Genomic DNA, 26287 nt, shown 5'->3' on the forward strand with positions numbered 1-26287 from the left:
TTACTTTTTTTGACTTTGTTTATAAAAGACAAAATAAAAAACGCATCTCATCCTATAAAAGGACGAAATGCGTGAATTTCGCGGTACCACCTTTATTGACTGTTTTAACAGTCCAACTCAAAACAAGGATAAGGGCCCTAACCCGATTATTTTCATAATCAATACTGTCGGGAGGTTCAAAAAATTAGTGGGTACCAAATTTTCAGCAAAACATTGGCTCTCTAAACCATAATCTTAATACTAATCCGACTGTCTCTATGCTAATAGTAAACACTAAAAATTGCAAGTTAAAATTATTCTAAGTTATAAGTGATAAAGATAAGGTAATCTGATCTTTGTAGTCATCTTGTAATTGTTTTAGTTGACCGCGATATTTCTTTGCAACTTTTTCAATGACAAAAAGATCCAGTTCTTCTTTTTGAGAAAAATTTGTTGTGATGCCGCGATCAAAAATATTAGTATGATAATGAGCAGTGTGAGTGCAGCTAATTTGTAACTTTTCATTCATGTATTCAATCCGTAAATTAATTTCTCGTTTTTTAGGATCATGGATGGCGTAAGTCTCTCGGGTAGCGTGTTCTAAAAGATGAATTAAAATTTGACTTAAATCATCATCTGCCACGTTTACATCTTGGGGTAAATTGGCGAGAAAATTAATGGCAATACTTTTTTGTTGAGCATTTTTTTGATAACGATTTAAAATCAAATTCGTTAAAGTATGCTCAGAAAAGTTGCGAATAATATTTAACTGATCAGTTTCTTCTAAAAGCTTTTCTAAATATTCATTTACTGCTGGTAAATTACCATCACTGCTCAGGTCTTTTACGAGTAATAGATTTTGTTTGAAATCTTGGCGTAGCTGTTCTAACTCTTGTAGGTGATGAATAATCGTTTCATGATTATCCTCTAATAACTCTGTTTTTAACTCTAAAAAATGCATTTGGCGCTTATTTTGCTCGCTAGCAGTCAATCCTTCAACAAGCGTATAGACAAAAATAACTAGTAAAATTATAGCGAACAATAAACCCGAAATATTAACAAGGTAAAAATTTGATTGGGCTACACTGGTAATGTAAATAAAACAGTGGGCCATTGCAACCAAGACAATCCAGGGTGTACAAATGACAAAAAAACGATTTTTTTGATGGGCTTCTGTGATCGCTGCAATAGTTGTCGCTAATGTTCCAAAAATATTTGCAGCATCAATATAGAATTTTACTTCAGGTAAATCAATTTTGGTTAAAACAGCCCAAAGTAAAATTAAACAATCAAAGCTGATATGAAATATTACCCAAAGGCGATAGTATTTTTGGCTTTGCTTCATTTTTAAACAATAATAAGAAATCAAGAAAATCGGAGTAAAAATTGCTAAAAGCAAAGCCATAGTCGAGTTAACTAAGGGGCTAAACAGTAATCCGGCTAGAATATCACCTGCAGCAGCTTCTAATGCAATAGTTAGAGCAAAACAGGATAATAAAATTAACTCCCAGTTTAAGTTTTTTCGCTTAACTAATTCAGCGCCACTAAAAATCATTATTGCTAAACTGATAAAAGTGCAAATAATTAAGATTAAAATTTGTGGTAAGGAAACAGAGACGACATAAGATAAAAGTGAGTCTGAATCCCCAATGAATACTCGAGCAGGAATACCTGCGTAGTTTTTATATGGGCTACTTACTTCTAATCGTAAGGTTTTGCCCACGTAGTTTTTAGGCAATTGTACTTCTGTCATGATATTGCCTGGATTTTTTCTGCCTAAAAAAGTCGGTGTTGCAGTTTTGGAACTATGCTGATAGAGGATTTTGCCGTCGACCGTCACTTTTAACCACTGATGATTTCCTTGAATTAATAAAGTTGGGTTGGAAACTTTACGAATCATTGTTCGTTCCATTACCATTGTTTCTCCTGCGGATACGCTATTTAAGCGTTTCACATAACGACTTTTAAATAAAGTAACAGGATCATCTTTAGCGTAATAGACCCAAGTGTCTTTTATTTCTGCCATGGATGATTGTGAGAATGGGGCATTTAAAGCATGAATAAAAAAGATCCCTACTGTAATGAAAACGGCAATGACAAGCAGATAAGGAATCCAAATCATTTTCTTATTATATTTCTTTTTGGTTTCATTATTTAATCTTTTCATAATGTTAAAGTCCTTTCACCGCTCAAAAGATCTGGTAAAGAATAATTATTTGTTTATTTCTTTATATCTATTATTGTTTTTTTGTTATTTAATAACAGCGTATTTTTAAAATTAATAGAATGCTTAGTCGGCAATATTCTTCAGTTTAAATTAAGTTTAAATGTTATTTAATGATAGGTCAATAATCGACGGTAATTATTTTTTAGTTTATATTAAAAAGAGAGTTATTTGGTAATAAAAAGGATTTAAATGGAGTTAGTTACTTTTAAACTATCTTTTATATGTGATATAATCGTTTTATAATTAGAAAACAAAAAGAATTGTATGAGGGAGGGGGACATGTCGAATTTTAAACAAATGGGCCTATTTGGTTCGGTTATTGTCACAATTATAATGGCGCTGGCTTTGTTGATTACATTATTACCACATCTATTCGGAATGACGGTTTCAATTGTAAAAGATAGTGACATGCAGCCGACTTACCCTAAAGGAAGCTTGATTTTTGTTCGTCAAATAGAACCAGAAGACATTTACGTTGGAGAAGTGGTTACTTATTATGTAAATCAAGGTGAAAATATTCAAACCCGTAGAGTGGTTGCTAAAGAAGATAATCAAGTTTTTTATACAAAAGGTGATGGAAATGAACAAATGGAAATCGGGTATGTAAGCAGTCGGAATTTAATTGGACAGCCCATTATTCATTTACCGTATTTGGGACACTTTGTTTCTCGGGAACTTTTAGATTTAGTGCAGCAAATATTTTGGTTGATTGCTGGATTTATCACATTTACGACAATTTGGCATTTGATAGAACAAGTGATACATAATAGACAAGTTCGCAACTATTAATTTAAAGGTTGCGGACTTTTTTGTTCCTACGTATAATGACAAAAGCGAGGTGGAGAAATGTTAAATGAAATGATGGATAGGCCAGTTGTGGATGCACGACTAGTTGAATATATGCGTACAAAACAAAAACCTTTGGCTGGTGCAATTGGAGAATTAGAAGAAATTGCCCATAAAAGACGGGTACCAATAATTCCTCACGAAACAGTAGTTTTTTTACAGTTTTTGTTAGGACAAATAAAGCCAAAGGAAGTTTTGGAAATTGGTGCGGCAATTGGTTTTTCTTCTAGTTTGATGGCACAATTTGTAGGAGAGGGCCACGTTACGACGATTGACCGATTTGATTTGATGATTAAAGAGGCAAAAATAAATTATGAAAAATTAGGTTTGACCGAAAAAGTGACTTTATTAGAAGGTGATGCGGCTGCAATTTTACCAACTTTGACAGGTCCTTATGACTTTATGTTTATGGATAGCGCGAAGTCAAAATATCTGAGCTTTTTACCCGAATGTTTACGTCTATTAAAAGTTGGTGGGGTCTTAATGGTAGACGATGTTTTCCAAGGAGGTACCATTTTAGATCCAATTGAAGAAATTCCCCGCAAAAATCGCAGTATCCACCGGAAATTGAATCAGTTTTTAGATGTAGTGATGACACATCCAGATTTAACTTCGACTTTAGTACCTTTAGGCGATGGTATTTTATTGATTACTAAGGAAAAAGAAACGATTTCGTTATAGTTTAATTTCCATTTAAGTTAGATAGATTACCTTGTATTAAAAAGAGGTAAATCTGACTATGGTAAATAAGTGGTTAAAGGGAGTTTTATGGTTGGGATTATTGGGCTTTTTATTGAATACTTTTCATTTAAGTGCAAAAGCAGAAAATAACCAAGCGACGATGACGTTGAAAAATGAAGCATTGGTGATGGTACCAGGAACTGGTGCAACTGTTGATCGTTTTGATAAACTAATTGCTCAATTGCAAAAAAAAGCTGCTGTTGAGGTTTTGAAAATTACAGTTCAAACAGACGGACAGTTAACCATTAAAGGGGAGCTGTCACAAAAAGATATTCGGCCTATTATTGTAATTGGTTTTGCTGATAGTTCAGAAGAAACAGTTCCGCAGCAAGCGATATGGTTTCAAAAGGCAATGGAATATGTCCAACATTGCTATGGCGTTGAAAAGTATAGTTTTCTTGGACATTCTAATGGCGGCTTGGTTTTGACAGAATATTTGGAGTATGTTCATCTTACCGTTGATCCTCAACCGACTAAAATTCTATTTTTAGGAACACCATTTAATGATGTGGGATGGAAGTATAACGAAATGGCAACCTCTTTAACAAAAGTAAAAGCTAGGAGTGCGATTTTGCAGCGCTATCTAAGTAAGAAGCAGCGTCTATTAAAAGAGATAAATGTTATTAGCATAGCCGGAAATGTCACCAAGGGCAATTCAGATGGAGTAGTACCCGTTACAAGTCTTTTAGCGGGAAGGTTAATTTATGGCGAAAGTCAAAGTTATGAAGAATTCGTTGTGGCAGAAAATGCCAAGCATAGTCAGTTGGTGATTCACCCAACTGTTGTAAATTTTGTCCAAGATTTTTTATGGTCAGAGAAAAAATAACGTGTTTATTAAGAAAACTGATTGACATTAGTTAGTCAGTTTTCTATAATTGATTTTGTTGCTGATGTCATAGTAGCTCAGCCGGATAGAGCATCCGCCTTCTAAGCGGACGGTCGGGGGTTCGAATCCCTCCTGTGACGCTAAAAAACCACTAGAAATATTAATTTCTAGTGGTTTTTCTTTGTTTTATATTCTGATAAGCAGTTAGTTGTTTATATTCGTTTAGTAGACTGTACGGCGGGTGAATTTAAAACGTAGCGCTTTATTTTTTCTTTTAGGTGGGTTTTCTTTTAAGGCGCTTTTTATGATTTTTTCACGCGATTGTTTGGAATCATCGATGCGACGAGCTAAAATTTCTTCTTTTGTCGTTTTCATAGTAATCCCTCCTAATGATTAATATAATAATAGGTTATCATCGGTACCTCTTATATTTCGAAGATATTGCTTGTGGTTTAGTGAACATTACTCCTCTTTTAAAAAATAAAAAAGATAAACATGGCATAAAGTTTAACTGCAATGTTTATCTATATCAGGATTGAAATTTTTATTCTGCCGGCTGAAAAGTAACGTTCATATCTAAAATTCCTTCGTCAGAACGCAAAACGAAACTGCCATAACTTTTATTACGATCGAGTATAATATTAGTGGGTAAAAAGTTTTTTTCATAGTTTGATGTATAAATGGAATAGTGATCATTTTGTAGTTGGATAATAAAAGGAACGATTTTTTCTTTAATCGGCTTAATTAAAAAACGATCGCCAATCATACAGCACCCTTGAGCTGATGAAAATTGATTTGATCCATCGTTTAATGCTAATATAAACGAATTATTGTCGGCTAATTTTGCTGCTAGGTATGGAGCAGCTTCATTTGTAATGCTCATTTTCATGTTATCAACTCCTAGTCTTTAGTATAAGCATTAGCGGCGAAAATGAAAAATAGGATGCTTTTACTAACGATTCTTGCTTAAAATGAAATCATAGTCATGGGTGGATTCTTTATCTGTGGAGGTTGTTTTAATTTTTTTACCGGTAAATTTTAATTCGAGCTGCGTAACGTCATCAGCGTCAGTTAGCCTTTCTAAGGGGTAGGCCGCTGTTCCTGACACAGTTTTATTTGCGGCAATCTCTCCGCCAAATTCATCCATAGCTAAATTCCCCATTGTTGGTCTGCTGGTGTTGGTGGTTAAAATTCCTTTTTCCGGAACTATGTTTACCGCAGTATCACCAGTTTCGATGGTAAAATGGATTAGAACATAACCTTCGTATTCCTTATTGTTCTTATCTTTATAATCTTTGATTTTAATAATTTTACATTCATCACTGATAATCGTTACATTTTCCCAATTGGTATCTTTTAAAGTGACATCGTATTCTTTGGTACCAACTAATTGGGCTTTAGTAGCACCCGTATTTTCTGCTAATTGCTGATATTGCGCCTGATTAATTAATAAATCGGGATTTTTATCCATACTAGTGGCTGTTGTTTTTTCCGTGTTATTTGTGTTTGTTGTCGATGGTACATCATTTTTTGTTTTTTCTTGGCAACCAGATAATAACAAAGCTGTAGTTATTAGTAGGGGAAGCAGTATCTTTTTCATTGTCATCCTCTTTTCATTAGAAAAATTATTCTTTAATTAAATTTTAACATTTGTGTAAATCAGTGCAAGCGAGAAGTCAGGCTTTGGGCTGATTTTATTCTAAAGAAGCATATGCTATAATTGTGGTTAGATTAAAAAATAATTTTTTTGTTTTTTAGGAAAATACGTTGCAATCACGTATTTTATTTATTGTTTTGCAAATAGAGGTTTACGCTTAGAAACTAAGTAGGTAGATAGTATAGGCGAGCTTTTAAATTAGATTTGAAGGGATTTTATTATGATAAAAATTACCATGTTTTCCCGGGCCGACACAGTTAAAGGCCAAGGGGTGGGAAGTGCATATAATGAGTTAATCAAGATGCTAAAGGCGCGTTTTAAAGATGATTTTGACATACAGATTAATACGTATAAAAAATCAGATATTTCCCATTACCATACCATTAATCCAGAGTTTTATTTGTCGACTTTTTTCAAAAGAAGACGAGGTGTTACTGTGGGATATGTTCATTTTTTACCAGAAACTTTGGAAGGAAGCATTCATTTGGCCAAGCCAATTCAAAAAATTTTTAATTGGTACGTACTTTCTTTTTATCGTCGGATGGATAAATTAGTAGTAGTGAACCCCAGTTTTATTCCAGAATTAAGGAAAGCTGGGATACCAGAAGAAAAAATCACTTATATTCCTAATTTTGTTTCGGCAGAAGAATTTTATCAAATGAAACCTGAAGAAAAGCAAAGATTACGAAAAGAACATCAAATTGAACCAAATAAATTTATTGTTCTCGGTGTTGGCCAGATTCAAAAGCGCAAAGGTGTCGATGATTTTATTCGCTTAGCTAATGAAAATCCTGAAGTGACGTTTATATGGGTGGGAGGCTTTTCTTTTGGCAAAATAACAGATGGTTATGATGAGTACAAAGAAGTCTATGAAAATCCACCGGCTAACTTAGTTTTCACTGGTATTATCGATCGCAGTGAGTTAGTTAATTACTATAATATGGCAGATATTTTCTTGCTGCCTTCTTATAATGAATTATTTCCAATGAGTATTTTGGAGTCTTTTAGTTGTCAAACACCAGTGATGGTTCGAAATTTGGAATTGTATGAATCCGTCATTTCTGGCTATTACTTGGGAGCAGATGATTTTGAAGAGATGAACTGCGATATTAAAGCTTTGCAAAATGATGAGGAGTTATTAAAAAAATATGCTTGTCTTGCCCATGATGCGTCGAATTATTATTCTGAGGCCCATGTAGGGGAAATTTGGTATGAATTTTATACAGGACTTTTAAAAAAGAAAATTGAAAAAGTGGAACTTTAAAAGCGCAAATATCACGTTATAACAAGTTGACAATAGCTTGTTATAACGTGATATTGCGCTTTTAGCTTTTATCAGCAGTTAGTTGCAGTAATTCTCCAAGGATTTGCCAATCTTTCTTTATTAGAGATTCTAACTGGCGATTATAAAAAATGGCTGCTGGATGAAATAACGGCACGATTGTGTAGTTTGAATCAGACCAAATATAATCTGTCATTTTTTCGTTTAGTTTTTGAATGGGATGGTGAATTATTTGTCCATGAGTTTGACTAACGACGTAATTATTTCCTAATAAACGTTGGAGACCGATATTTCCTACCGGTGCGATTATTTTTGGTTTTACTTTTTTTATTTCATAATCCAAAAGAGGCGCATGAGCGAGAATCTCTTTTTTTAAAGGTGTCCGATTGGGATAAATAATTTCTTTTTTATCAGTTTTTTTATTTATTCGTTCTTTCGTAGCATAAGGTCTACTTCTAACTGCACTTGTAATATAAACATCTTTCCTTGTTAATCCGACACTTGCAAGACAAGCCATTAATTCTTTTCCTGCTTGACCACTAAAGGGGATAAAGTTTTCGATTTCTTTACGACCAGGAGCCTCACCGACGATCATTAATTTTGGTCTCAGAGGACCTTGTCCAGTGACAAAACCTTCCAAATTGTAATTCTTTGAGCGCGCTTTGGTTAATTTTACTAAATCTTTTGGATATTCCATCGCTATCCCTCCTGTGTTTAGTATAACGCTATTACTTTAATAGTATGAAAAATTACGATTAGTGTGAGGAATAAAAATTACTTTTTCTTACTTAAAAGAAAAGTAATTGACGTCATGTCTGTTTTTTGGTAAAGTATAAATGTTGTAATTGTGGACTCCACAGCTACAACCGCTCAGAACAAGTATTAAGCACATTATGTCACTTGGGATGGCGAGTCTAAGTCTATTATAAGGAGGTGCTTTAGAGCATGTACGCAATTATCAAAACTGGTGGTAAACAAGTTAAAGTTGAAGTTGGTCAAGCAATATACGTTGAAAAATTAGACGTTGAAGCTGGTGGCAAAGTAACTTTTGACGAAGTTATCTTAGTAGGTGGCGAATCAACGAAAGTTGGCGCTCCAACTGTTGCAGGCGCAACGGTTGAAGGAACTGTTGAAAAACACGGTAAACAAAAGAAAGTTGTTACTTTCAAATATAAACCTAAAAAACACTCTCACCGCAAGCAAGGTCATCGTCAACCATATACTAAAGTGGTTATCGACGCTATTAACGCTTAATACTTGCGAGAAAGGTCGCACTAATGATCAAAGGGACATTCAAACGCAATGACTCTGGCCAGATTGTTACTTTCACATTGACAGGGCATGCCGAAGCTGGGCCATATGGTAGTGACATTGTTTGTGCTGGTGTTTCTGCGCTAGCAATCAGTACCATTAACGGCATTGATGCTTTAGCTGGGGTTGCACCCAAGGTTGAAGCAAACGAATCTGAAGGCGGCTATCTTAAAATGGATGTCGTATCAGGTTTAACTCAGGAGCAAACTAACATTGAACAAATTCTTTTAGAAAATTTGTTGTTAGGTTTACAGTCAATTGAAGCCGAAAATAGTGAGTTTATTCAAATTAATACGATTACAGAAAAATAGGAGGTGCATCTCATGTTGATGAAAATGAATTTGCAATTCTTCGCTCATAAAAAAGGTGGCGGTTCTACTTCCAACGGTCGTGACTCAGAATCTAAACGTTTAGGCGCTAAACGTGCGGACGGTCAAACTGTTACAGGTGGCTCAATCCTTTACCGCCAACGCGGTACTAAAATTTATCCAGGTGTAAACGTGGGTAAAGGTGGCGACGATACTTTATTTGCTAAAGTTGATGGTGTAGTACGTTTCGAACGTAAAGGCCGTGACAAAAAACAAGTATCTGTCTACCCAGTAGCGAAAGAAGCTTAATTAAAAATCAAGTGTCGGTATTCGAATGAATGCCGACACTTTTTTTGTTTTGTAAAAATCTTACCACGAACTATTTTGTAAAAGAGTTCGTGGTTTTGAATTGTTTATTTGAAAAGAGGTTGATTCATTGGAAGGCACTGTAAAATCTTTTAATGAAAAAGGTGGCTACGGTTTTTTAGTAAACGACCATAAGCAGGATATGTTTGTTTATCAAGAAGATATCGTTTTACCCTTAGATAAGGTACTTTTAGTGGGACAAAGGGTAAGTTATGAGGTTGTTACCAATCAAAAGGGGCAGCAAAAGGCGATTCATGTGAAAGTGATCAATTAAAAACTGACAGTGCATGTCAAAAATGACTTGCAGAAACAAAATAGATTGTGCTACGCTCTGTAAAAAAGAGGACGCTTATGACAGAAAAAATCCGTATAGCAACAAAGAAAGATGCCGCTGCAATTTTAGCAATTTATATGCCTTATGTAAAAGAGACAGCCATTACATTTGAATATGAAGTTCCCACTTTAGCTGATTTTGAAAAACGGATTGAACAAACGTTAGCACGTTATCCTTATTTGGTAGCAGAAAAAGAAGATAGTACACTTACAGGATATGCATATGCAGGTGCTTATAAAGGACGACCAGCCTATGATTGGAGTTGTGAAGTGACGATTTATGTAGCTAAAGACGCTAAAAGCAGAGGGCTGGGTACACGTTTATATCAGGCATTAGAAGTAGAGCTACAAAAACAAAATGTTGTTCAACTATTAGCCTGTATTACTGCGGGAAATGGCGCTAGCATCAAGTTTCACGAAAAACTCGGCTATCGTCAAGTTGGTATTTTTCCTAAATTGGGTTATAAATTTGCCCAATGGTATGATATCTTATGGCTGCAAAAAACATTACAAGAAGTATCAAGTGAGCCAGATAATTTTATTCCTTATCCAAAAATAAAAGACTTGCCTTAAAGCGCAAGTCTTTTATTTATATAGCCTGTACGGGATTCGAACCCGTGTCTCCGCGCTGAGAACGCAGCGTCTTAAACCACTTGACTAACAGGTCATGGGATTACGCTATTCATCTTAGCACTTTTTTTCTTACTGTAAAGTAAAAGCACTTGCTTTATCTTACAAAATTGTTCGATTGCTGATAGGTCAAACACCGGATGATAAAATAGAATTTTGTTAGACTGAAATAAGCAAGTAAGTTACTTTCGTAAATTATTTAAAGAAAATATTATTAGTTTTAAAGGAGTGAAGAAATGAGTTTAATTGGTGTTGGTAGTTTTATCTTTGGTTTTGTTTTATTTTTCGTTGCGTTAGTGAAAAAGCATTTTACTAAACAAAAGATAACGCAATCTGAGACGTTTCAATTAGCAGCATTATTGATTTTTGTCGGCTCCTTTATTTTAGCTATGCCGCATCTTGGTATCTAATCATCATTGATAACTATAATAGAAAAGTCATTTAAGTTACTCTTTTTCTTAGATGGCTTTTTAGTTTGCGCTTTATTGGAAAAAAGTTATAATAAAGCAACACAGATGACACACTAGCACAAATAAGGTGAGGAGATTCAATGACTAAGAGAATTGAACGTGTTTATCAGTTTGTTGCAATGAATGACCCACTTCAAAATGGGCTTACCACTAATGAGGTGGCAGAAGGACTTGTATTGCAGCGAACGAATGTCAGTAAAGATTTAAATCGGTTAGTAAGGGCGGGACGTTTAATCAAGATTGATGGTCGCCCTGTGCGTTATACTGTTTCCCAAGTAGAATCTTTATCAAAAGCAGATGACATAACCCAAGAGTCATATCCTAAAATTGAACATGTAGCTAGTTATAAAGAGTATACACCTAGTGAGAAAAAGCAGGTTATCCCGTCAGAATTACGACGAGGAGATATTTTTTCGCGCATTATTGGCTCTAATGGTAGTATGAAAAATGCAGTGGAACAAGCAAAAGCTGCTATATTATATCCACCAAAAGGCTTAAACTGCTTAATTACAGGCCCTACAGGTTCTGGTAAAACGTATTTTGCTCACGCCATGTTTCGTTTTGCTGTAACCAGTCAAGTTATTGAGTCAGAAAAAGAATTAATTGTTTTTAATTGCGCAGATTATGCAAACAATCCGGAACTTTTAATGAGCCATTTGTTTGGTTACGTAAAAGGTGCTTTTACGGGAGCTGAACAAGACAAGACCGGAATTATCGATCAAGCAGACGGTGGAATGTTGTTTCTTGATGAAATTCATCGTTTACCACCAGAAGGTCAAGAAATGGTTTTTTATTTTATGGATCACGGAACTTTCTCTCGTCTGGGTGAGAGTAGTAAAAATCATAAAGCAGATGTACGAATTGTAGGGGCAACTACAGAAGATCCCAGTTCCTCATTATTAGATACTTTTGTCCGTAGAATTCCAATTAATATCCAATTACCAGCTTTTGATCAGCGTCCAGCAAGCGAAAAAGTTGATCTCGTAAAGGTGATGGTCGCACAAGAAGCCGGTCGTATTGATCGGCAGATTTCTTTAACAGAAGACGTAGTTAAGGCTTTAATTGGTAGTGTTAGTTATGGTAATATTGGGCAGTTAAAATCAAATGTACAGCTTGTTTGTGCGCGTGGTTTTTTAAATCACATGAATAGTGAAGAAATGAATATCACGATTGATGATTTACCAGAGGGAATTCGTTCGGGACTATTATTGTTGGCAAATAAGCGAGAAGTCTTAAATGAATTATCTAAAGTATTAGATCCAAAAATTGTGATTACACCAAATGACCAAATAATTTTGATTCAGCAAGATACGTATGAGTTACCTTATAACTTATATGATATTATCGGCGATAAAGCTGCACTACTTAAGGCTGATGGTTTGGACCAAGAAACGATTAATCATTTTATTTCAACAGATATTAATGTTCATTTGAAATCATTTTATAAAAATCACGGGTTTGCCTTTAATGCAGATAATAAACTGGCTGAATTTGTCGACCAAAGAGTAATTGATACAACGAATCATATTTATGATATGGTGCGTGAAAAGTTAGGATATGCTTTTCAGCAAAATTTTGTTTATGCAATGAGTTTGCACATCAGTTCATTTTTAAAAAAATTGGAACATGGCGAAGAACGTAGTACAAATGATAATATTCGACAAATGGTAGCTGGTTTTCCAGCGGAGTTTGAAATTGCGCAAAAAATTCGTCATTACATTAGTGAAAGTTTTAATGTTGAAATTCCAAAAAGCGAAGACTATTATTTAGCAGTTTTGTTAATTTCTTTACGAGCAAATCAACAAGAGGGAAAAATTGGTGTAGTTGTGGCAGCTCACGGAAATAGTACAGCAACTAGCATGGTTGAAGTAGTTACACAGTTATTGGATATTGATCAAGTACAAGCTGTGGATATGCCTCTTGATATGCCGCCAAAAGTCGCACTAGAGAAAGTTGCCCGAGCTGTTACCGAAGTAGATGATGGTTCGGGGGTGATGTTACTAGTAGATATGGGGTCTTTAGCCACTTTCGGAAACGAAATTACCCAGAATACTGGTATCGAAGTCCGTACTATTGATATGGTAACGACAGCAATCGTATTGGAAACGGTGCGAAAAGCTTCTGTTTTAGGAACGGATTTAGATAGCTTATTTGAATCTTTGCATCGATTTAGTGGCTACACTTTAATCCCATCTCAGAAAAATAATAAGGGTATAACGACGAAACCAACTGCGATTTTAGCAGTTTGCGCTTCTGGTGAGGGAACTGCTCAACGAATTAAAGAAATTATTCAACGTTCTTTAAGCGGAGATCAAAAACAATTGCAAGTACTCACCCAATCAGTAGTTACGCTACCAGAACAATTACCGCAGATTCAAACGGATTATAACTTAGTTGCTGCAACGGGTATCGTTGATCCGCAGATTAATGCACCTTTTATTCCTTTAGATCGTTTTATCAATCAAGACGTTAAAGCTATTTTAAATCGATTATTATTGGATCATGATCAGTTGATTTCTTATCCAAATGAAGCTATGCAAGAAGAAAAAGCAGTAGAACTGATTAAGCATTTTATTAATGATAACTTTACGTTTGTCAATGGGGAGAAACTTGCGCAACCAATTTGGAGTTTTGTTAAAAATATGGTAGAAGATGTAGGCTTGAATGATGCTGAATTTGGCTTAGAAGTAAACTTGGCTTTGCATATGGCAGGTCTGTTAGAACGTGTGCTATTAAAACAACCATTGGCGATAACAAACTTAGAATCTCAACAATTGACCAATGAACCACTTTATGAGCAAGTGCACAACCACATTCAATCATTTGGACGAATGCTACGTTTAGGCATTCCGCCAGCTGAGGAATATTATGTTTTAGAAGTACTTAAAACACGAATTAATAATTAAACCAGACTACTGTATCTCCTGAAAAGGAAATAAAACGAAATAATACTAAAAAACGACACACTGTATTGAAGTGTGTCGTTTTTTAGTGTGTCACAATTTCATAAATAATTCTTTATATTTAAAGATCTTTAAATTTGTGTGTCGTTTTTTTATTTGGCACGCATCTTGCTTATATATAAGTGACACAGGAGGTGAATACTCTGGCGTGAGCAGAATTTAAAATTTTTGCTGCTCTGTTTTATTAAGTAGGAGGGTTGCTTGTGAGCATTGATATTCGCTTAGCGCGCATTGATGATCGTTTAATTCACGGACAGGTTGCGACAGCTTGGTCAAAGCAAAGTGGAATCGAGCGCATTTTAGTTGTATCAGATGAAGTAGCCCAAGATCAGTTGCGTCGTTTTTTGTTACAAGAGGCATCCCCACCAGGTATTAAGTCCAATGTAATTAGTATTGATAAAATGATTACGCTTTATCATGAAGATTTATTGGCCGGACAAAAAGTTATGTTGCTGTTTACAGATCCTAAAGCTGCAGAACGGCTGGTTCGTGGCGGAGTTCAGTTAACGTCAATCAATATCGGAGGTATGCGATTTACTGTTGGAAAGAAGATGTTGACAAATTTTGTTTCTTTAAATCAAGCTGACGTTGCATCTTTTCAATATCTTGCTTCTCAAGGTATTGAACTTGAGTTGCGAAAGGTACCTGCAGATCGTAAAGTCTACTTAATGGAATTGTTGGAAAAAGAAAATTTTATCTAGTTGGTTTTAATCGTCGCATTTTAAGAAATTATTTATTTATCATTTAGACGATTAGTAAAACAAAAATGTTAATAGGAGGTATACAGATGGTAGGAATTATCCTGGCTAGTCATGGAGAATTCGCTGAAGGTATCTTGCAATCCGGCGCAATGATTTTCGGAGAACAAGAAAACGTTAAAGCTGTAACGTTAATGCCAAGTGAAGGTCCCGATGATGTAAGAGCCAAAATGGAAGCAGCGATTAGTTCTTTTGATGATCAAGATGAAGTATTATTCTTGGTCGATCTTTGGGGTGGAACTCCATTCAACCAAGCCAATAACTTGTTTGAAGCACACAAAGACAAATGGGCAATTGTTGCCGGCATGAACTTGCCAATGGTCATTGAAGCTTATGCTTCACGCTTTTCAATGAACTCTGCACAAGAAATTGCAGCTCATATCATTGAAACTGCAAAGGAAGGTGTCCGGGTTAAACCAGAAGAATTAGAGCCACAAACAGCAGCTCCAGTAGCAACTGGTGGAGCACAACCAACTGGTGCTATCCCTGCTGGTACAGTTTTAGGTGACGGTCATATTAAATTCGTTTTGGCACGAATTGACTCACGTTTATTGCATGGACAAGTTGCGACAGCTTGGACAAAAGCGGTTGGCCCTAATCGTATTATCGTTGTTTCTGATGCAGTAGCAAAAGATGATTTACGTAAGAAATTAATTGAACAGGCTGCTCCTCCAGGTGTTAAGGCTAATGTTATTCCAATCGATAAAATGATTGAAGTGGCAAAAGACCCACGTTTTGGTAATACAAAAGCGTTGTTGTTGTTTGAAAACCCTGAAGATTTATTGCGTGCTGTTGAAGGTGGCGTTGACATTAAAGAAGTTAACGTTGGTTCTATGGCCCATTCAGTTGGTAAAGTTCAAGTCAACAAAGTATTGTCAATGAATTCAGAAGATGTAAAAACTTTTGATGCACTAAAAGAAAAGGGTATCACCTTTGATGTACGTAAAGTGCCAAGTAACTCAAAAGAAAACTTCGACGAATTGTTGAAAAAAGCAAAAACTGAATTGGCAAACGCCAATTAGACATAAGAAAGAGGAGGCTTAATCATGCACGATTTAAACATAATCCAAATGATTTTAGTGGTCATCGTAGCTTTCTTAGCTGGTATGGAAGGTATTTTAGACCAATGGCAATTCCACCAACCACTAGTAGCATGTACGTTGATCGGTTTAGTAACTGGTAACTTAGAAGTCGGAATCATCTTAGGTGGTTCACTGCAAATGATCGCCCTAGGTTGGGCAAATATTGGTGCTGCTGTTGCACCAGATGCTGCTTTAGCAGCAGTCGCATCCGCAATTATTTTAGTTTTAGGTGGACAAGGTAAAGCAGGAGTTGCATCTGCTGTTGCCGTTGCTATTCCGCTAGCTGTAGCTGGTTTATTTTTAACTATGATTGCTCGTACTTTAGCTGTGCCAATTGTTCACATTATGGACAGTGCTGCTGAAGAAGGAAACTATCGTAAAATTGAAATTTGGCAATTAATTGCTATTGCAATGCAAGGTTTACGTATCGCAATTCCTGCTGCTGCATTGTTGTTAATCCCTGCAGATACAGTTCGTGGATTCCTAGAATCTATGCCTGCTTGGTTAACAGATGGTATGGCAATTGGTGGTGGTATGGTTGTAGCCGTTGGTTATGCAATGGTTATCAATATGATGGCAACACGTGAAGTATGGCCATTCTTTGCTATTGGTTTTGTTGTAGCAGCTATTTCACAATTAACGTTGATCGCATTAGGTGCATTAGCTATTTCTATCGCTTTGATTTACTTACACTTAGAAGAAACTGGTGGTTCAAGTAATGGCGGTGGCGGTAATACTGGTGATCCATTAGGCGACATCTTAAACGACTATTAATCTTGAAGGAGGAGAACAAACAATGGCTGAAAAAATTCAATTAACAAAAGCAGACCGTAGAAGTGTCATGTTCCGCTCAATGTTCCTTCAAGGTTCATGGAACTATGAACGTATGCAAAACGGTGGTTGGGCATATGCAATGATCCCAGCAATTAAAAAATTATATACAACTAAAGAAGATCGCGCGGCAGCTTTAAAACGCCATTTAGAATTCTTTAATACTCACCCATATTTAGCAGCTCCAGTATTAGGGGTTACATTAGCCCTTGAAGAAGAACGTGCCAATGGTGCACCTGTTGATGATGTAGCAATTCAAGGGGTTAAAGTTGGTATGATGGGACCTTTAGCCGGTGTTGGTGATCCAGTATTCTGGTTTACCGTACGTCCTATGTTAGGTGCCTTAGGTGCCTCTCTGGCATTGAGTGGCAGCATCATGGGCCCATTATTATTCTTCTTTGCTTGGAATATTATCCGTATCGCTTTCTTATGGTACACACAAGAATTCGGTTATCAAGCGGGTTCTAAAATTACCGATGACTTATCTGGTGGTTTATTACAAAAAGTTACTAAAGGCGCTTCTATCTTAGGGATGTTTGTTTTAGGTTCATTGGTTCAACGTTGGGTAAGTGTGAAATTTACACCAGTTGTTTCTGAAGTTCAATTGGACGAAAAAGCATATATTCACTGGGATAAATTACCTGATGGCTGGAAAGGTATTCAAGAAGCCTTTAGTCAAGTGGGCGCAGGCCTTTCTCAAACACCTACGAAAGTAACGACTTTGCAAGATAACTTGGATCAATTAATTCCAGGGCTTGCCGGGTTATTACTAACTTTACTTTGCATGTGGTTATTGAAGAAAAAAGTTTCTCCAATCGTTATCATCATTGGCTTATTCATCGTCGGTGTTGGTTTACACGTATTAAACATCATGTAATTGAACTTTTACAAAGGCTCAGGGGGGGTTCCCTGGGCTTTTGTTTTACATCTGCTAGCTATTATGCCTATAATACTTAATAAATATCCATGAATGGAGTGTCCGTAATGGTTCAGTCATTAAATAGTAAAGTTGATTTGACTATTGATGCAACATCTTATCTTGGCATTGGCGAGTATGGAAAAATTATGATTGGCGACAAAGCCTTTGAGTTTTATAATGACCGAGATATCAATAAATTTATTCAAATTCCTTGGGATGAAGTCGATTTTGTTATCGCTTCTGTTTATTTTAAAGGGAAATGGATTCCTCGTTACGCCATCAAAACAAAGAAAAATGGTACCTATTCTTTCTCATCAAAACAACCCAAAAAGGTTTTACGTGCAATTAGAGAATATGTACCAGCTGATCATTTAGTACGTTCTTTAACTTTTTTTCAAGTTGTCAAGCGTGGTTTAAAGAGTTGGAAAGTAAAACTAATTGGAAAAAAACAGTAACCGTAAAGGCAGATGCTTTTATGGTTTTTTTTATTTTTTAACTAGTAACTATTAAATTATCATCAAACCAAAGATTGAGTTCGCACATGTGAAATAGAACAGAAGGCATAATGTTTTCGTTATTATTTTGAAATATGTTACCATAAATTGAACGTTAGTTTTTAAATAGTTTTGGTGATGCTTAGCTATTTATTAAAAATTTATTGTCTGATTTTTTATAAAAGGGAGTGAAAAAAATGCTTTGGACATTAATTGTTGGTGCCGTAATTGGTGCTATAGCAGGTGCGATTACTGGTCAAAAAAGGGGCTGTTTATTTAATATCATTGCGGGATTAGCTGGGGCGTCTGTCGGTCAAGCGTTGTTTGGAAATATGGGTCCTGACATTGCGGGGATGGCTATTATCCCCTCTATTCTAGGTGCGGTGATCGTTGTTGCTGTGGTGTCATTTTTCTTTGGTAAAACAAAATAAATGAAAGTAATTGTGACAAAATAGGACTCTATTTTGTCGCAATCTTTTTTATTTTCTCCTATATTTGCTATAATGAGTGGAAAAGTCAAATGAAAGAAGGAATTAAAAATGATGTTACGAGTAGAAAAATTGCGAGAAGCAATGCGTAAAGAGCAAGTAGATGGATTTTTAGTGACAAGCCCATATAATTTGCGCTACTTAACAAATTTCACAGGTACAACCGGATTAGCTGTTATTACTTTGGATAAAGCGTTTTTTGTGACTGACTTTCGTTATACCGAGCAAGCAGCCGCACAAGCGCCAGAATTTGAAATAGTTAAAAATGTAGGACCAATTTTTGACGAAGTAGCGGCACTGTGTCAGCAAGAAAATCTTAATGCGCTAGCCTTTGAAGAAAACTATATTAGTTTTGCTGAATACTCTGTCTTAGAAGAAATTATTGAAGAAACGCCGCTTGTTCCAATTGCAGGTATGATTGAAACATTACGAGAAGTAAAAGATGAAAATGAAATCGCAATTATCAAAAAAGCATGCCAAATTGCTGATCAAGGATTTGAACACGTATTGAAATTTGTTCGCCCGGGGATGACAGAAATTGAAGTTGCCAATCAACTTGATTTTTATATGCGTTCACTAGGCGCAACGAGTGTCTCTTTTGATACGATTGTTGCTAGTGGTTTACGTTCGGCTATGCCTCATGGGGTGGCTAGTGAAAAAGTAATTGAACAAGGCGATTTAGTTACTTTGGATTTTGGATGTTATTATGAAGGTTATGTTTCTGATATGACTAGAACATTTGCAATTGGAGATCCTGGTGAAAAGCTAAAAGAAATTTACCAAATTGTTTTAGAAGCACAGTTGAAAGTTATTGAGGCTGCTCGACCAGGTTTAACCGGCATTCAACTTGATGCCATAGCGAGAGATCATATTGCAGCAGCTGGATATGGAGAAGCCTTTGGTCATTCTACAGGACACGGTATCGGATTGGAGATTCATGAAGGACCAAATGTTTCTTTTAGAGCAGATAAGCAATTTGTTGTAAACAATGTAATTACAGATGAACCAGGAATTTATCTACCTGGAATTGGTGGAGTGAGAATTGAAGATGATTTGTTAATTACTTCAGAAGGTAATGAAGTATTGACACGCTCACCAAAAGAATTGATCATTTTGTAAGCCACAAGAAAAGAACGCATTACTACTTAGTAGTAATGCGTTCTTTTCTTGTGGCCAAATTATTTATCAGATTATTTGAGATTTTTTAGTTTGCAAAAAAATGTCAAATAATTATTTTGACCTATCGTTCAATAACGCTTACTATTCAAGAGTAGGAGGGAATTTATAGTGAAAGAAATTCATGATGTTTTGCAGCAGGCAGATTTAATTTATGTACACCAATCTAAATTTAGTGAAGAAGATTGGCATAGTACTTTACATACGCATTATTTTACTGAAGTAATGTATGTATTAAGCGGGAAAGGGAGTTTTATTGTTGAAGGAAAGGAGTATCCGATTAAAGCGCATGATATTGTAGTGGTCAATCCTTACGTACGTCATACAGAGAAATCATCGGGTGACTTTCCTTTATGGTATATTGTGATTGGCGTTAATAATATTCGTTTTGTTAAACAAAATAAATGTGAAAGTCATTATATTTTTCGGGATGTTTTAGATGAGATGGTGCCTTTATTAAAACTAATTATTGCGGAAATAAATGAAAAACAACAAGGATCAGAGGCAGTTCTACAAAGATTGGCAGAAGTTGTTTTGGTCAAGGTTTTACGCAGCAATAATTTCAGTTTGGTTGAAATTGAGAATAAAAATATTTCTAAAGACGGTGCCATTATCAAAGATTTTATTGATCAACATTACAAAGAAAATTTAACATTGGATGTTTTATCTAATCGGTTGCATTTGGATAAGTATTATATGATCCATATTTTTAAAGAGAATTTTTCTGAAACACCGATGAATTATATGATGCAAAAACGTTTGGAAAATGCCAAGGAACTCCTAATTAGTACGGATTATTCTGTAGGACAGATTGCTGAAATTGCAGGATTTACTTCTCAGTCATATTTTAATCAGGCTTTTAAAAAGGGGATTGGGATTTCTCCTAATCAGTACCGAAAACGTCGTCACTAATTTTAGTATATTTTACTAAAGCGGGAATTTATAAATATTTCTAAAAAAACAACCAATATTTTAAAACTAAAGCGCTTACAATAATAGTATACTGAAATCATCAAATGAGGGAGGAATCCGACATGAAAAAAGCATTAGGAATGGTATTAGCTTTGGGGTTATCTGGTCTTTTACTAGCAGGTTGTGGTAGTGGTGGAAGTACTGATGGTAGCAATGGGGGAGACAAAGCAGCAGGAGATAAAAAAGTTTTAAAAGTAGCAGCCTTAGAATCGGCCTATGGTGCTGATATGTGGGATAAAGTAAAAAGTGCATATGAAAAAGATAATCCTGGTGTAAAAGTTGAGTTGACTGTTGACAAGAAATTAGAAGATGTTATTAGTCCGAATATGAAAGCCGGAAATTATCCGGATGTTATCTTACTTGCAACAGGCCGAGAAGCTGGATTAACTGAAACTTTCATCAAAGATAAGAATTTAGAAGACTTAACAGATGTTTTTGATATGAAAGTACCTGGAGAAGAGAAAACAGTAAAAGATAAATTAATTCCAGGATTTATTGATACACTAGCAACAAATCCTTACAATGACAAAAAAACATATATGGCACCAATGTTTTACTCACCAACTGGATTATTTTACGATGCGAATCTTCTAAAAACTAAAGGTTGGGAAGTGCCAAAAACATGGAATGAAATGTGGGATTTAGGGGAAAAAGCGAAAAAAGAAGGGATTGCCCTATTTACTTATCCAACAGCAGGTTACTTGGATTCGTTTATGTATAGTTTATTATCCGTAACAGGTGGTCCAGAATTCTTTAATGATGCTATGACTTATCAAAAAGGAGCTTGGTCCTCTAAAGAAGCAACAGAAGCTTTTGACACGGTTGGTAAATTAGCAAAATACACAGCTTCAACAACGGTTGCAAATGCAAATGATAACGACTTTACAAAAAATCAGCAATTGATTTTAGATGATAAAGCAATCTTTATGCCAAATGGTACTTGGGTGCCCGGTGAAATGAAAGATGCCCCTCGTGCAGATGGTTTTGAATGGGGGATGACAGCATTACCTGCCTTTGAATCTGGTGGTGACAGCTATTCTTATACATTCTTTGAACAAATGTGGATGCCAACAGGAGCTGCTAATAAAGAAGAAGGAAAGAAATTCATTTCGTATATGTATTCTGATAAAGCAGCAGATATCTTTAAAGAAGCCGGTGCAATTCAACCAATCCAAGGAATGTCAGAAAAATTGGATGGCGAGAACAAATTATTCTACAGTATTTATGACAATGGAGCTAAAGCTGTAATGGGTGGACTTGAAAATACGGTAACTGTCGAAGGAGTAAATATGCGTGACACGTTATTTAGCGCAGTAGATAGTGTTGTTTCTGGTGATAAGACCGTTAAAGACTGGCAAGATAGTGTTGTAGATGCAGCGGATAAAATTCGTGAAGCAGCAGATAAACAATAAGTAGCAGATAAAAGGCTGTGACAAAGGAATTTGTGGCAGCCTTTTATCATCAGGTTTTAAAAGTTATAAATAAAAAAATAGCATCTATTTATAAATAATACTAAAAAAGGTGATCCTATGAATGAAAAGAAGCAAAAGAAGGTGTTTATCGCTTTATGTCTGCTACCGGCGACGTTGTTGGTGTTGATTTTTATGGTATATCCAACTGTTAATGTTTTCTTTATGTCCTTATTTAAATGGGGGGGCTATTCTGCTGAAAAGACATTTGTTGGACTAGATAATTTTAAGACTTTAATTAAAGATATGGCATTTTTCCGCTCTTTCCAGAATACAATTTTATTAATTGTTATTGTTACGATTTTTACTTTAACACTGGCTTTAATTTTTGCTTCAATTTTGACGCGAGAAAAATTTAAAGGTGTCAATTTATTCCGAATCATTTTTTACATTCCTAATATTTTATCCATTGTTGTCATTGCTGCCATTTTTTCTGCGATCTATGACCCAACCAGTGGCTTATTGAATAATTTATTTAGCGCACTACGATTAGAAAATTTACAACAGTTGTGGCTGGGAAATCAAAAAATTGTTATCTATTCAATTGGTGCGGCACTAATTTGGCAAGCTATTGGGTATTACATGGTAATGTATATGGCTTCTATGGCTTCTATTCCAGAAAGTCTTTATGAGGCTTCGGCACTAGAAGGGGCTAGCGCATTGCAACAGTTTTTTACAATCACACTCCCATTAACTTGGAGCACTATTCGGACAACACTAACATTTTTTGTTATTAGTACGATTAATTTGAGTTTCTTGTTAGTCAAAGCGATGACAAATGGCGGACCAGATGGCTCGACAGAAGTATTTTTAAGTTATATGTACAAACAAGCTTATACAAATTCTTCTTATGGTTATGGGATGGCAATTGGCGTTGTGGTCTTTACCTTCTCGTTTATCTTATCTGCGGTTTTAAATAGAATTACCAAACGTGATGTTTACGAATTTTAGGAGGGGAACAGGATGAAAAAATCTACAAAACTTTATAAAATCTTTGTCTATGTTGCCCTCATCACTTTGGCAATCTCGATTGTTATACCGATTGCATGGGTATTTTTAGCATCCGTCAAAGAAAATTCAGAGTTTTACGGCGATCCTTGGGCAATGCCAAAGGGATTTTATATCGATAACTTTATTGCCGCTTTTGAAAAAGCGAATATGGGCCTTTATATGTGGAATTCAATTAAGGTAACCGCGGTGGCCTTAGTTATTCTAATTATTGTGGCGCTTCCAGCAGCGTATGTTTTAGCTCGTTTTAAATTTAAAGGGCGCGGAATTTTAAATACATTATTTATGATGGGACTATTTATTAACTCCAACTATATTGTCGTACCAATTTTTCTAATGCTATTAGATGGCGATAATGCATTACGAAAAGTCAGTGGACAAGGATTCTTTATTGATAATTTGTTTGTTCTCGCCCTCGTTTATGCCGCAACAGCATTGCCTTTTACGATTTATTTATTATCGAATTATTTTCGTACATTGTCTTCTTCTTATGAAGAAGCAGCTTACATTGATGGTGCCGGCTTTTTTAAAACGTTGGTGGTCGTCATGGCTCCTCTGGCAAAACCAAGTATTATTACGGTTATTTTATTTAATTTCTTGAGCTTTTGGAATGAGTATATTATCGCCTTAACCTTGATTCCAGGTCCTAATAAAACGTTACCGGTAGGGCTGATTAATTTAATGGCTGGTCAAAAAGCAGCTGCTAATTATGGACAATTGTATGCCGGTTTAGTAATTGTGATGTTACCTACATTAATTTTATATATTTTAGTTCAAAAACAATTAACCCAAGGAATGACAGTTGGTGGGAATAAGGAATAGGAGAGACGAAAATGGAAAAAGGAAGAGTAACCATTCCAAGTGAAAGTAATTTCTTGGCAGAAACGAAACGTTTAATGGCTTTATGGGGGGCAGATGCTATTCGTGATAGCGATGGCACCAAACTTGATGAAGAGTTAAAACAAATTGGAGCTAAGATTTATACAACTTACTTTGTAGCAAGAGGACATAATGACTTTGCTGAAAAACACTTGGAAGAGGTACAGCAAGCATTTTTATTAAGTGAACGTGTCACTGCTACAGAAACAACACCTAAGATTTGGTTTATGAAGGGTTATTTGGCAGAACAATTGCAACCGAATTATCGGGAAAATCCCAAAGATTTATGGGAAGTTTATGATCGAACAACCGGTGAAAAAATAGCAAGTGAAAACTGGGAAGTAGATCAAGAACAAAATTTTGTTTCTTTGAAAAAATGGCAACCCTATCATGAATACACGGTTTCTTTTTTGGCAAGTATGATTTGGGACCCAACTCAGATGTATAACCATATTACCAATGATTGGGGAGAAAAACCTCATGAAATCCCATTTGATATCAGACAACCAGAATCCAACGCATTTGTTAAAAATTTTTTAATAAACTGGCTAGCTGATAATCCAGATACAGATGTAGTTCGGTTTACGACATTCTTTTATCATTTTACACTATTTTTCAATGATCAGAAAAAAGAAAAATTTGTGGATTGGTTTGGTTATGGTTCGACTGTCTCTTTACGGGCATTAAAAGAATTTGAAAAAGAATATGGGTACAAATTGCACGCAGAAGATTTTATTGACGAGGGCTATTACAATTCACCGTTTCGCGTACCTTCGCAAGCTTTTTTAGATTATATTGATTTTGTTCAACGTTTTGTTGCAAATGAGGCCAAGAAATTGGTCGAAATTGTACATGATGCTAATCGGGAAGCCATGATGTTTTTAGGGGATAACTGGATTGGAACAGAGCCGTATGGCCCACACTTCAAAGAAATTGGGCTAGATGCTGTTGTAGGTAGCGTAGGCAACGGGACGACTTTACGAATGATCTCAGAGATTCCTCATGTGAAATATACTGAAGGAAGGTTTTTACCATACTTTTTCCCAGATGTTTTTTATGAAGGAAATGATCCTACAATTGAAGCAAAAGAAAACTGGTTGACAGCACGACGCGCTATTTTGCGTAAACCAGTCGATCGGATTGGCTATGGCGGTTATTTATCACTAGCTAATAAATTCCCAGAATTTGTTGACTACGTCAGCAGTGTGACTGCAGAATTTCGCGATTTGTATGCAAGAATAGCAGACGTCACGCCTTATGTAGGTATAAAAGTAGGGATTTTAAATGCTTGGGGAAAATTGCGTTCGTGGCAAACACATATGGTCGCGCATGCTTTATGGTATCAACAAATTTATAGCTATCTTGGTGTATTAGAATCCTTATCAGGTCAAAAGATTGCCGTTGAATTTTTGAATTTTACGGATATAAAAACAGGTATTCCAGCAGACATTGATGTTTTAATCAATGTGGGAGACGCTGGTACTGCTTTTTCTGGTGGCAAAAATTGGCAGGATGCTACGCTAATTGCAACTTTAACCAAGTGGGTAGCAAATGGTGGTGGTTTGATTGGAATTGGAGAACCAACTGCTTATTTTGCCAACGGTCGGTTCTTCCAATTGGCTCATATTTTAGGTGTTGATAAAGAATTAGGCTTTAGTTTGTCGACAGATAAATATTTTAAAGATGAAGTATCAGAGCATTTCATCATCGATAAAGCAACACAGATAGACTTTGGCGAAAGACAAAAAAATATTTATGCATTATCAGAAAAGACGCAGATTTTACGTTATTTTGACGGAAGCGTACAATTGGCTACACACGATTTTTCTAACGGACGTGGCGTATATTTCAGTGGTATGCCTTATTCACCAGAAAATGCGCAAATCTTTTTACGCGCTATTTATTATGCGGCTCATAAAGAAGCCGAACTAAATATTTGGTATGCGGAGAACCCTGATGTGGAAGTCCACGCTTACCCTGAAAAAAGACAATATGCTGTGGTAAACAATACTGATGAAAAACAAGTGTCAAAAATTTATACAGACAAAAGAAATTATGTAATTACATTAGCTCCTGGGGCAATTGAATGGAGGAACTACGATGAGTAAAGCAAAGTTTTGGTTGCAAAGTGTCGTCTTTATCGTCTGTTTTTTATTCATTGTTTATGGTCAAAAAAATATTGGTTATGCAGGTTTAGCGTTGCAAGTAGTCGGTTTAGTTGGACTCCTCGGTCTTTTATGGCGCTATAACAAAAATTATCAGTAGGAGATGG

General features: G+C 35.7%; 29 protein-coding genes, 2 tRNA genes and 2 other annotated features. Of the genes, 25 read left to right on the forward strand and 6 right to left on the reverse strand.

The window, feature by feature from the left end; genetic code table 11:
* Positions 1–55 precede the first annotated feature (55 nt).
* Positions 56–259: a binding site (T-box leader), on the reverse strand.
* A gap of 39 nt (positions 260–298) precedes the next feature.
* Entirely contained in the window at positions 299–2146 is a 1848-nt protein-coding gene (locus EsVE80_RS04075; protein ID WP_232061268.1) for an ATP-binding protein, read from the reverse strand.
* A 339-nt stretch (positions 2147–2485) separates the two neighbouring features.
* Here EsVE80_RS04075 and EsVE80_RS04080 point away from each other — a divergent pair, with 339 nt between their 5' ends.
* From EsVE80_RS04080 to EsVE80_RS04095, 4 genes are all read left to right on the forward strand, one after another.
* Positions 2486–2995 (forward strand): signal peptidase I, encoded by a 510-nt coding sequence (locus EsVE80_RS04080; RefSeq protein WP_173102563.1) that lies wholly within the window; start codon positions 2486–2488, stop codon positions 2993–2995.
* A gap of 57 nt (positions 2996–3052) precedes the next feature.
* The gene (locus EsVE80_RS04085; RefSeq protein WP_173102564.1) at positions 3053–3733 is read left to right on the forward strand and encodes an O-methyltransferase; all 681 of its coding nucleotides are present in this window, start codon (positions 3053–3055) and stop codon (positions 3731–3733) included.
* 58 nt (positions 3734–3791) lie between these two features.
* Positions 3792–4619 (forward strand): alpha/beta hydrolase, encoded by an 828-nt coding sequence (locus EsVE80_RS04090; protein WP_173102565.1) that lies wholly within the window; start codon positions 3792–3794, stop codon positions 4617–4619.
* Positions 4620–4685: 66 nt separating this feature from the next.
* Positions 4686–4759: transfer RNA gene (locus tag EsVE80_RS04095), tRNA-Arg, on the forward strand.
* Positions 4760–4841: 82 nt separating this feature from the next.
* Here EsVE80_RS04095 and EsVE80_RS04100 read toward each other — a convergent pair.
* The 3 genes from EsVE80_RS04100 to EsVE80_RS04110 all read right to left on the reverse strand — a co-directional run bounded on the left by EsVE80_RS04100 (position 4842) and on the right by EsVE80_RS04110 (position 6219).
* The gene (locus EsVE80_RS04100) at positions 4842–4994 is read right to left on the reverse strand and encodes a hypothetical protein (RefSeq protein ID WP_173102566.1); all 153 of its coding nucleotides are present in this window, start codon (positions 4992–4994) and stop codon (positions 4842–4844) included.
* A gap of 169 nt (positions 4995–5163) precedes the next feature.
* Positions 5164–5508: an iron-sulfur cluster biosynthesis family protein gene (locus EsVE80_RS04105; protein ID WP_173102567.1), complete on the reverse strand. Its 345-nt coding sequence runs from the start codon at positions 5506–5508 to the stop codon at positions 5164–5166.
* A 63-nt stretch (positions 5509–5571) separates the two neighbouring features.
* On the reverse strand, positions 5572–6219 hold the full coding sequence (locus tag EsVE80_RS04110) for a hypothetical protein (RefSeq protein ID WP_173102568.1): 648 nt from the start codon (positions 6217–6219) through the stop codon (positions 5572–5574).
* A gap of 277 nt (positions 6220–6496) precedes the next feature.
* Here EsVE80_RS04110 and EsVE80_RS04115 point away from each other — a divergent pair, with 277 nt between their 5' ends.
* Complete coding sequence (locus tag EsVE80_RS04115; RefSeq protein ID WP_173102569.1) at positions 6497–7540, forward strand: glycosyltransferase family 4 protein; 1044 nt, start codon at positions 6497–6499, stop codon at positions 7538–7540.
* Between the two features lie 61 nt (positions 7541–7601).
* On the opposite strand, the gene EsVE80_RS04120 is transcribed toward EsVE80_RS04115, so the two are convergent.
* On the reverse strand, positions 7602–8255 hold the full coding sequence (locus tag EsVE80_RS04120) for a uracil-DNA glycosylase (RefSeq protein WP_173102570.1): 654 nt from the start codon (positions 8253–8255) through the stop codon (positions 7602–7604).
* 157 nt (positions 8256–8412) lie between these two features.
* Positions 8413–8484: a sequence feature (ribosomal protein L21 leader region), on the forward strand.
* Between the two features lie 19 nt (positions 8485–8503).
* On the opposite strand from EsVE80_RS04120, the gene rplU reads away from it, so the two are divergent.
* The 5 genes from rplU (at position 8504) to EsVE80_RS04145 (ending at position 10449) form a co-directional block, all read left to right on the forward strand.
* The gene (rplU, locus tag EsVE80_RS04125; protein ID WP_016172553.1) at positions 8504–8812 is read left to right on the forward strand and encodes a 50S ribosomal protein L21; all 309 of its coding nucleotides are present in this window, start codon (positions 8504–8506) and stop codon (positions 8810–8812) included.
* A 23-nt stretch (positions 8813–8835) separates the two neighbouring features.
* Complete coding sequence (locus EsVE80_RS04130; protein WP_173102571.1) at positions 8836–9180, forward strand: ribosomal-processing cysteine protease Prp; 345 nt, start codon at positions 8836–8838, stop codon at positions 9178–9180.
* A gap of 12 nt (positions 9181–9192) precedes the next feature.
* Positions 9193–9486, forward strand: coding sequence for a 50S ribosomal protein L27 (gene rpmA / locus EsVE80_RS04135; RefSeq protein ID WP_016172551.1), 294 nt, complete (start codon positions 9193–9195; stop codon positions 9484–9486).
* Between the two features lie 127 nt (positions 9487–9613).
* Positions 9614–9817, forward strand: a complete 204-nt coding sequence (locus tag EsVE80_RS04140; RefSeq protein WP_173102572.1) for a cold-shock protein — start codon at positions 9614–9616, stop codon at positions 9815–9817.
* Between the two features lie 77 nt (positions 9818–9894).
* On the forward strand, positions 9895–10449 hold the full coding sequence (locus EsVE80_RS04145) for a GNAT family N-acetyltransferase (RefSeq protein ID WP_173102573.1): 555 nt from the start codon (positions 9895–9897) through the stop codon (positions 10447–10449).
* Positions 10450–10470: 21 nt separating this feature from the next.
* Here the strand turns inward: EsVE80_RS04145 and EsVE80_RS04150 are convergent.
* A tRNA-Glu gene (locus tag EsVE80_RS04150) sits at positions 10471–10543 on the reverse strand.
* 199 nt (positions 10544–10742) lie between these two features.
* Here EsVE80_RS04150 and EsVE80_RS04155 point away from each other — a divergent pair.
* From EsVE80_RS04155 to EsVE80_RS04225, 15 genes are all read left to right on the forward strand, one after another.
* Complete coding sequence (locus EsVE80_RS04155) at positions 10743–10916, forward strand: hypothetical protein (RefSeq protein WP_173102574.1); 174 nt, start codon at positions 10743–10745, stop codon at positions 10914–10916.
* A 140-nt stretch (positions 10917–11056) separates the two neighbouring features.
* Positions 11057–13882 (forward strand): sigma-54-dependent transcriptional regulator, encoded by a 2826-nt coding sequence (locus EsVE80_RS04160; protein WP_173102575.1) that lies wholly within the window; start codon positions 11057–11059, stop codon positions 13880–13882.
* A 266-nt stretch (positions 13883–14148) separates the two neighbouring features.
* Positions 14149–14640, forward strand: a complete 492-nt coding sequence (locus EsVE80_RS04165; RefSeq protein ID WP_173104118.1) for a PTS system mannose/fructose/N-acetylgalactosamine-transporter subunit IIB — start codon at positions 14149–14151, stop codon at positions 14638–14640.
* A gap of 86 nt (positions 14641–14726) precedes the next feature.
* Positions 14727–15719, forward strand: a complete 993-nt coding sequence (locus EsVE80_RS04170) for a mannose/fructose/sorbose PTS transporter subunit IIB (RefSeq protein ID WP_173102576.1) — start codon at positions 14727–14729, stop codon at positions 15717–15719.
* 24 nt (positions 15720–15743) lie between these two features.
* Positions 15744–16553 (forward strand): PTS mannose/fructose/sorbose transporter subunit IIC, encoded by an 810-nt coding sequence (locus EsVE80_RS04175; protein ID WP_173102577.1) that lies wholly within the window; start codon positions 15744–15746, stop codon positions 16551–16553.
* A gap of 22 nt (positions 16554–16575) precedes the next feature.
* Positions 16576–17487, forward strand: a complete 912-nt coding sequence (locus EsVE80_RS04180; RefSeq protein WP_173102578.1) for a PTS system mannose/fructose/sorbose family transporter subunit IID — start codon at positions 16576–16578, stop codon at positions 17485–17487.
* A gap of 107 nt (positions 17488–17594) precedes the next feature.
* Positions 17595–17984, forward strand: coding sequence for a DUF956 family protein (locus EsVE80_RS04185; RefSeq protein WP_173102579.1), 390 nt, complete (start codon positions 17595–17597; stop codon positions 17982–17984).
* A 236-nt stretch (positions 17985–18220) separates the two neighbouring features.
* The gene (locus tag EsVE80_RS04190) at positions 18221–18454 is read left to right on the forward strand and encodes a GlsB/YeaQ/YmgE family stress response membrane protein (RefSeq protein ID WP_173102580.1); all 234 of its coding nucleotides are present in this window, start codon (positions 18221–18223) and stop codon (positions 18452–18454) included.
* Positions 18455–18562: 108 nt separating this feature from the next.
* Positions 18563–19630: a M24 family metallopeptidase gene (locus EsVE80_RS04195; protein WP_173102581.1), complete on the forward strand. Its 1068-nt coding sequence runs from the start codon at positions 18563–18565 to the stop codon at positions 19628–19630.
* Between the two features lie 168 nt (positions 19631–19798).
* Entirely contained in the window at positions 19799–20599 is an 801-nt protein-coding gene (locus tag EsVE80_RS04200; RefSeq protein WP_232061273.1) for an AraC family transcriptional regulator, read from the forward strand.
* 122 nt (positions 20600–20721) lie between these two features.
* Positions 20722–22071 carry a carbohydrate ABC transporter substrate-binding protein gene (locus EsVE80_RS04205; protein WP_173102582.1) on the forward strand — a complete coding sequence of 450 codons (1350 nt, stop codon included), beginning with the start codon at positions 20722–20724 and terminating at the stop codon, positions 22069–22071.
* Between the two features lie 117 nt (positions 22072–22188).
* The gene (locus EsVE80_RS04210) at positions 22189–23079 is read left to right on the forward strand and encodes a carbohydrate ABC transporter permease (protein ID WP_173102583.1); all 891 of its coding nucleotides are present in this window, start codon (positions 22189–22191) and stop codon (positions 23077–23079) included.
* Between the two features lie 12 nt (positions 23080–23091).
* On the forward strand, positions 23092–23958 hold the full coding sequence (locus tag EsVE80_RS04215) for a carbohydrate ABC transporter permease (RefSeq protein WP_173102584.1): 867 nt from the start codon (positions 23092–23094) through the stop codon (positions 23956–23958).
* 11 nt (positions 23959–23969) lie between these two features.
* Entirely contained in the window at positions 23970–26123 is a 2154-nt protein-coding gene (gene gnpA, locus EsVE80_RS04220; RefSeq protein ID WP_173102585.1) for a 1,3-beta-galactosyl-N-acetylhexosamine phosphorylase, read from the forward strand.
* The gene (locus tag EsVE80_RS04225) at positions 26116–26280 is read left to right on the forward strand and encodes a DUF6903 family protein (RefSeq protein ID WP_173102586.1); all 165 of its coding nucleotides are present in this window, start codon (positions 26116–26118) and stop codon (positions 26278–26280) included. Before gnpA ends, EsVE80_RS04225 begins: the two co-directional genes overlap by 8 nt.
* Positions 26281–26287: the final 7 nt, after the last annotated feature.

Source organism: Enterococcus saigonensis, from assembly GCF_011397115.1.
Taxonomy (GTDB): Bacteria; Bacillota; Bacilli; order Lactobacillales; family Enterococcaceae; genus Enterococcus_C; species Enterococcus_C saigonensis.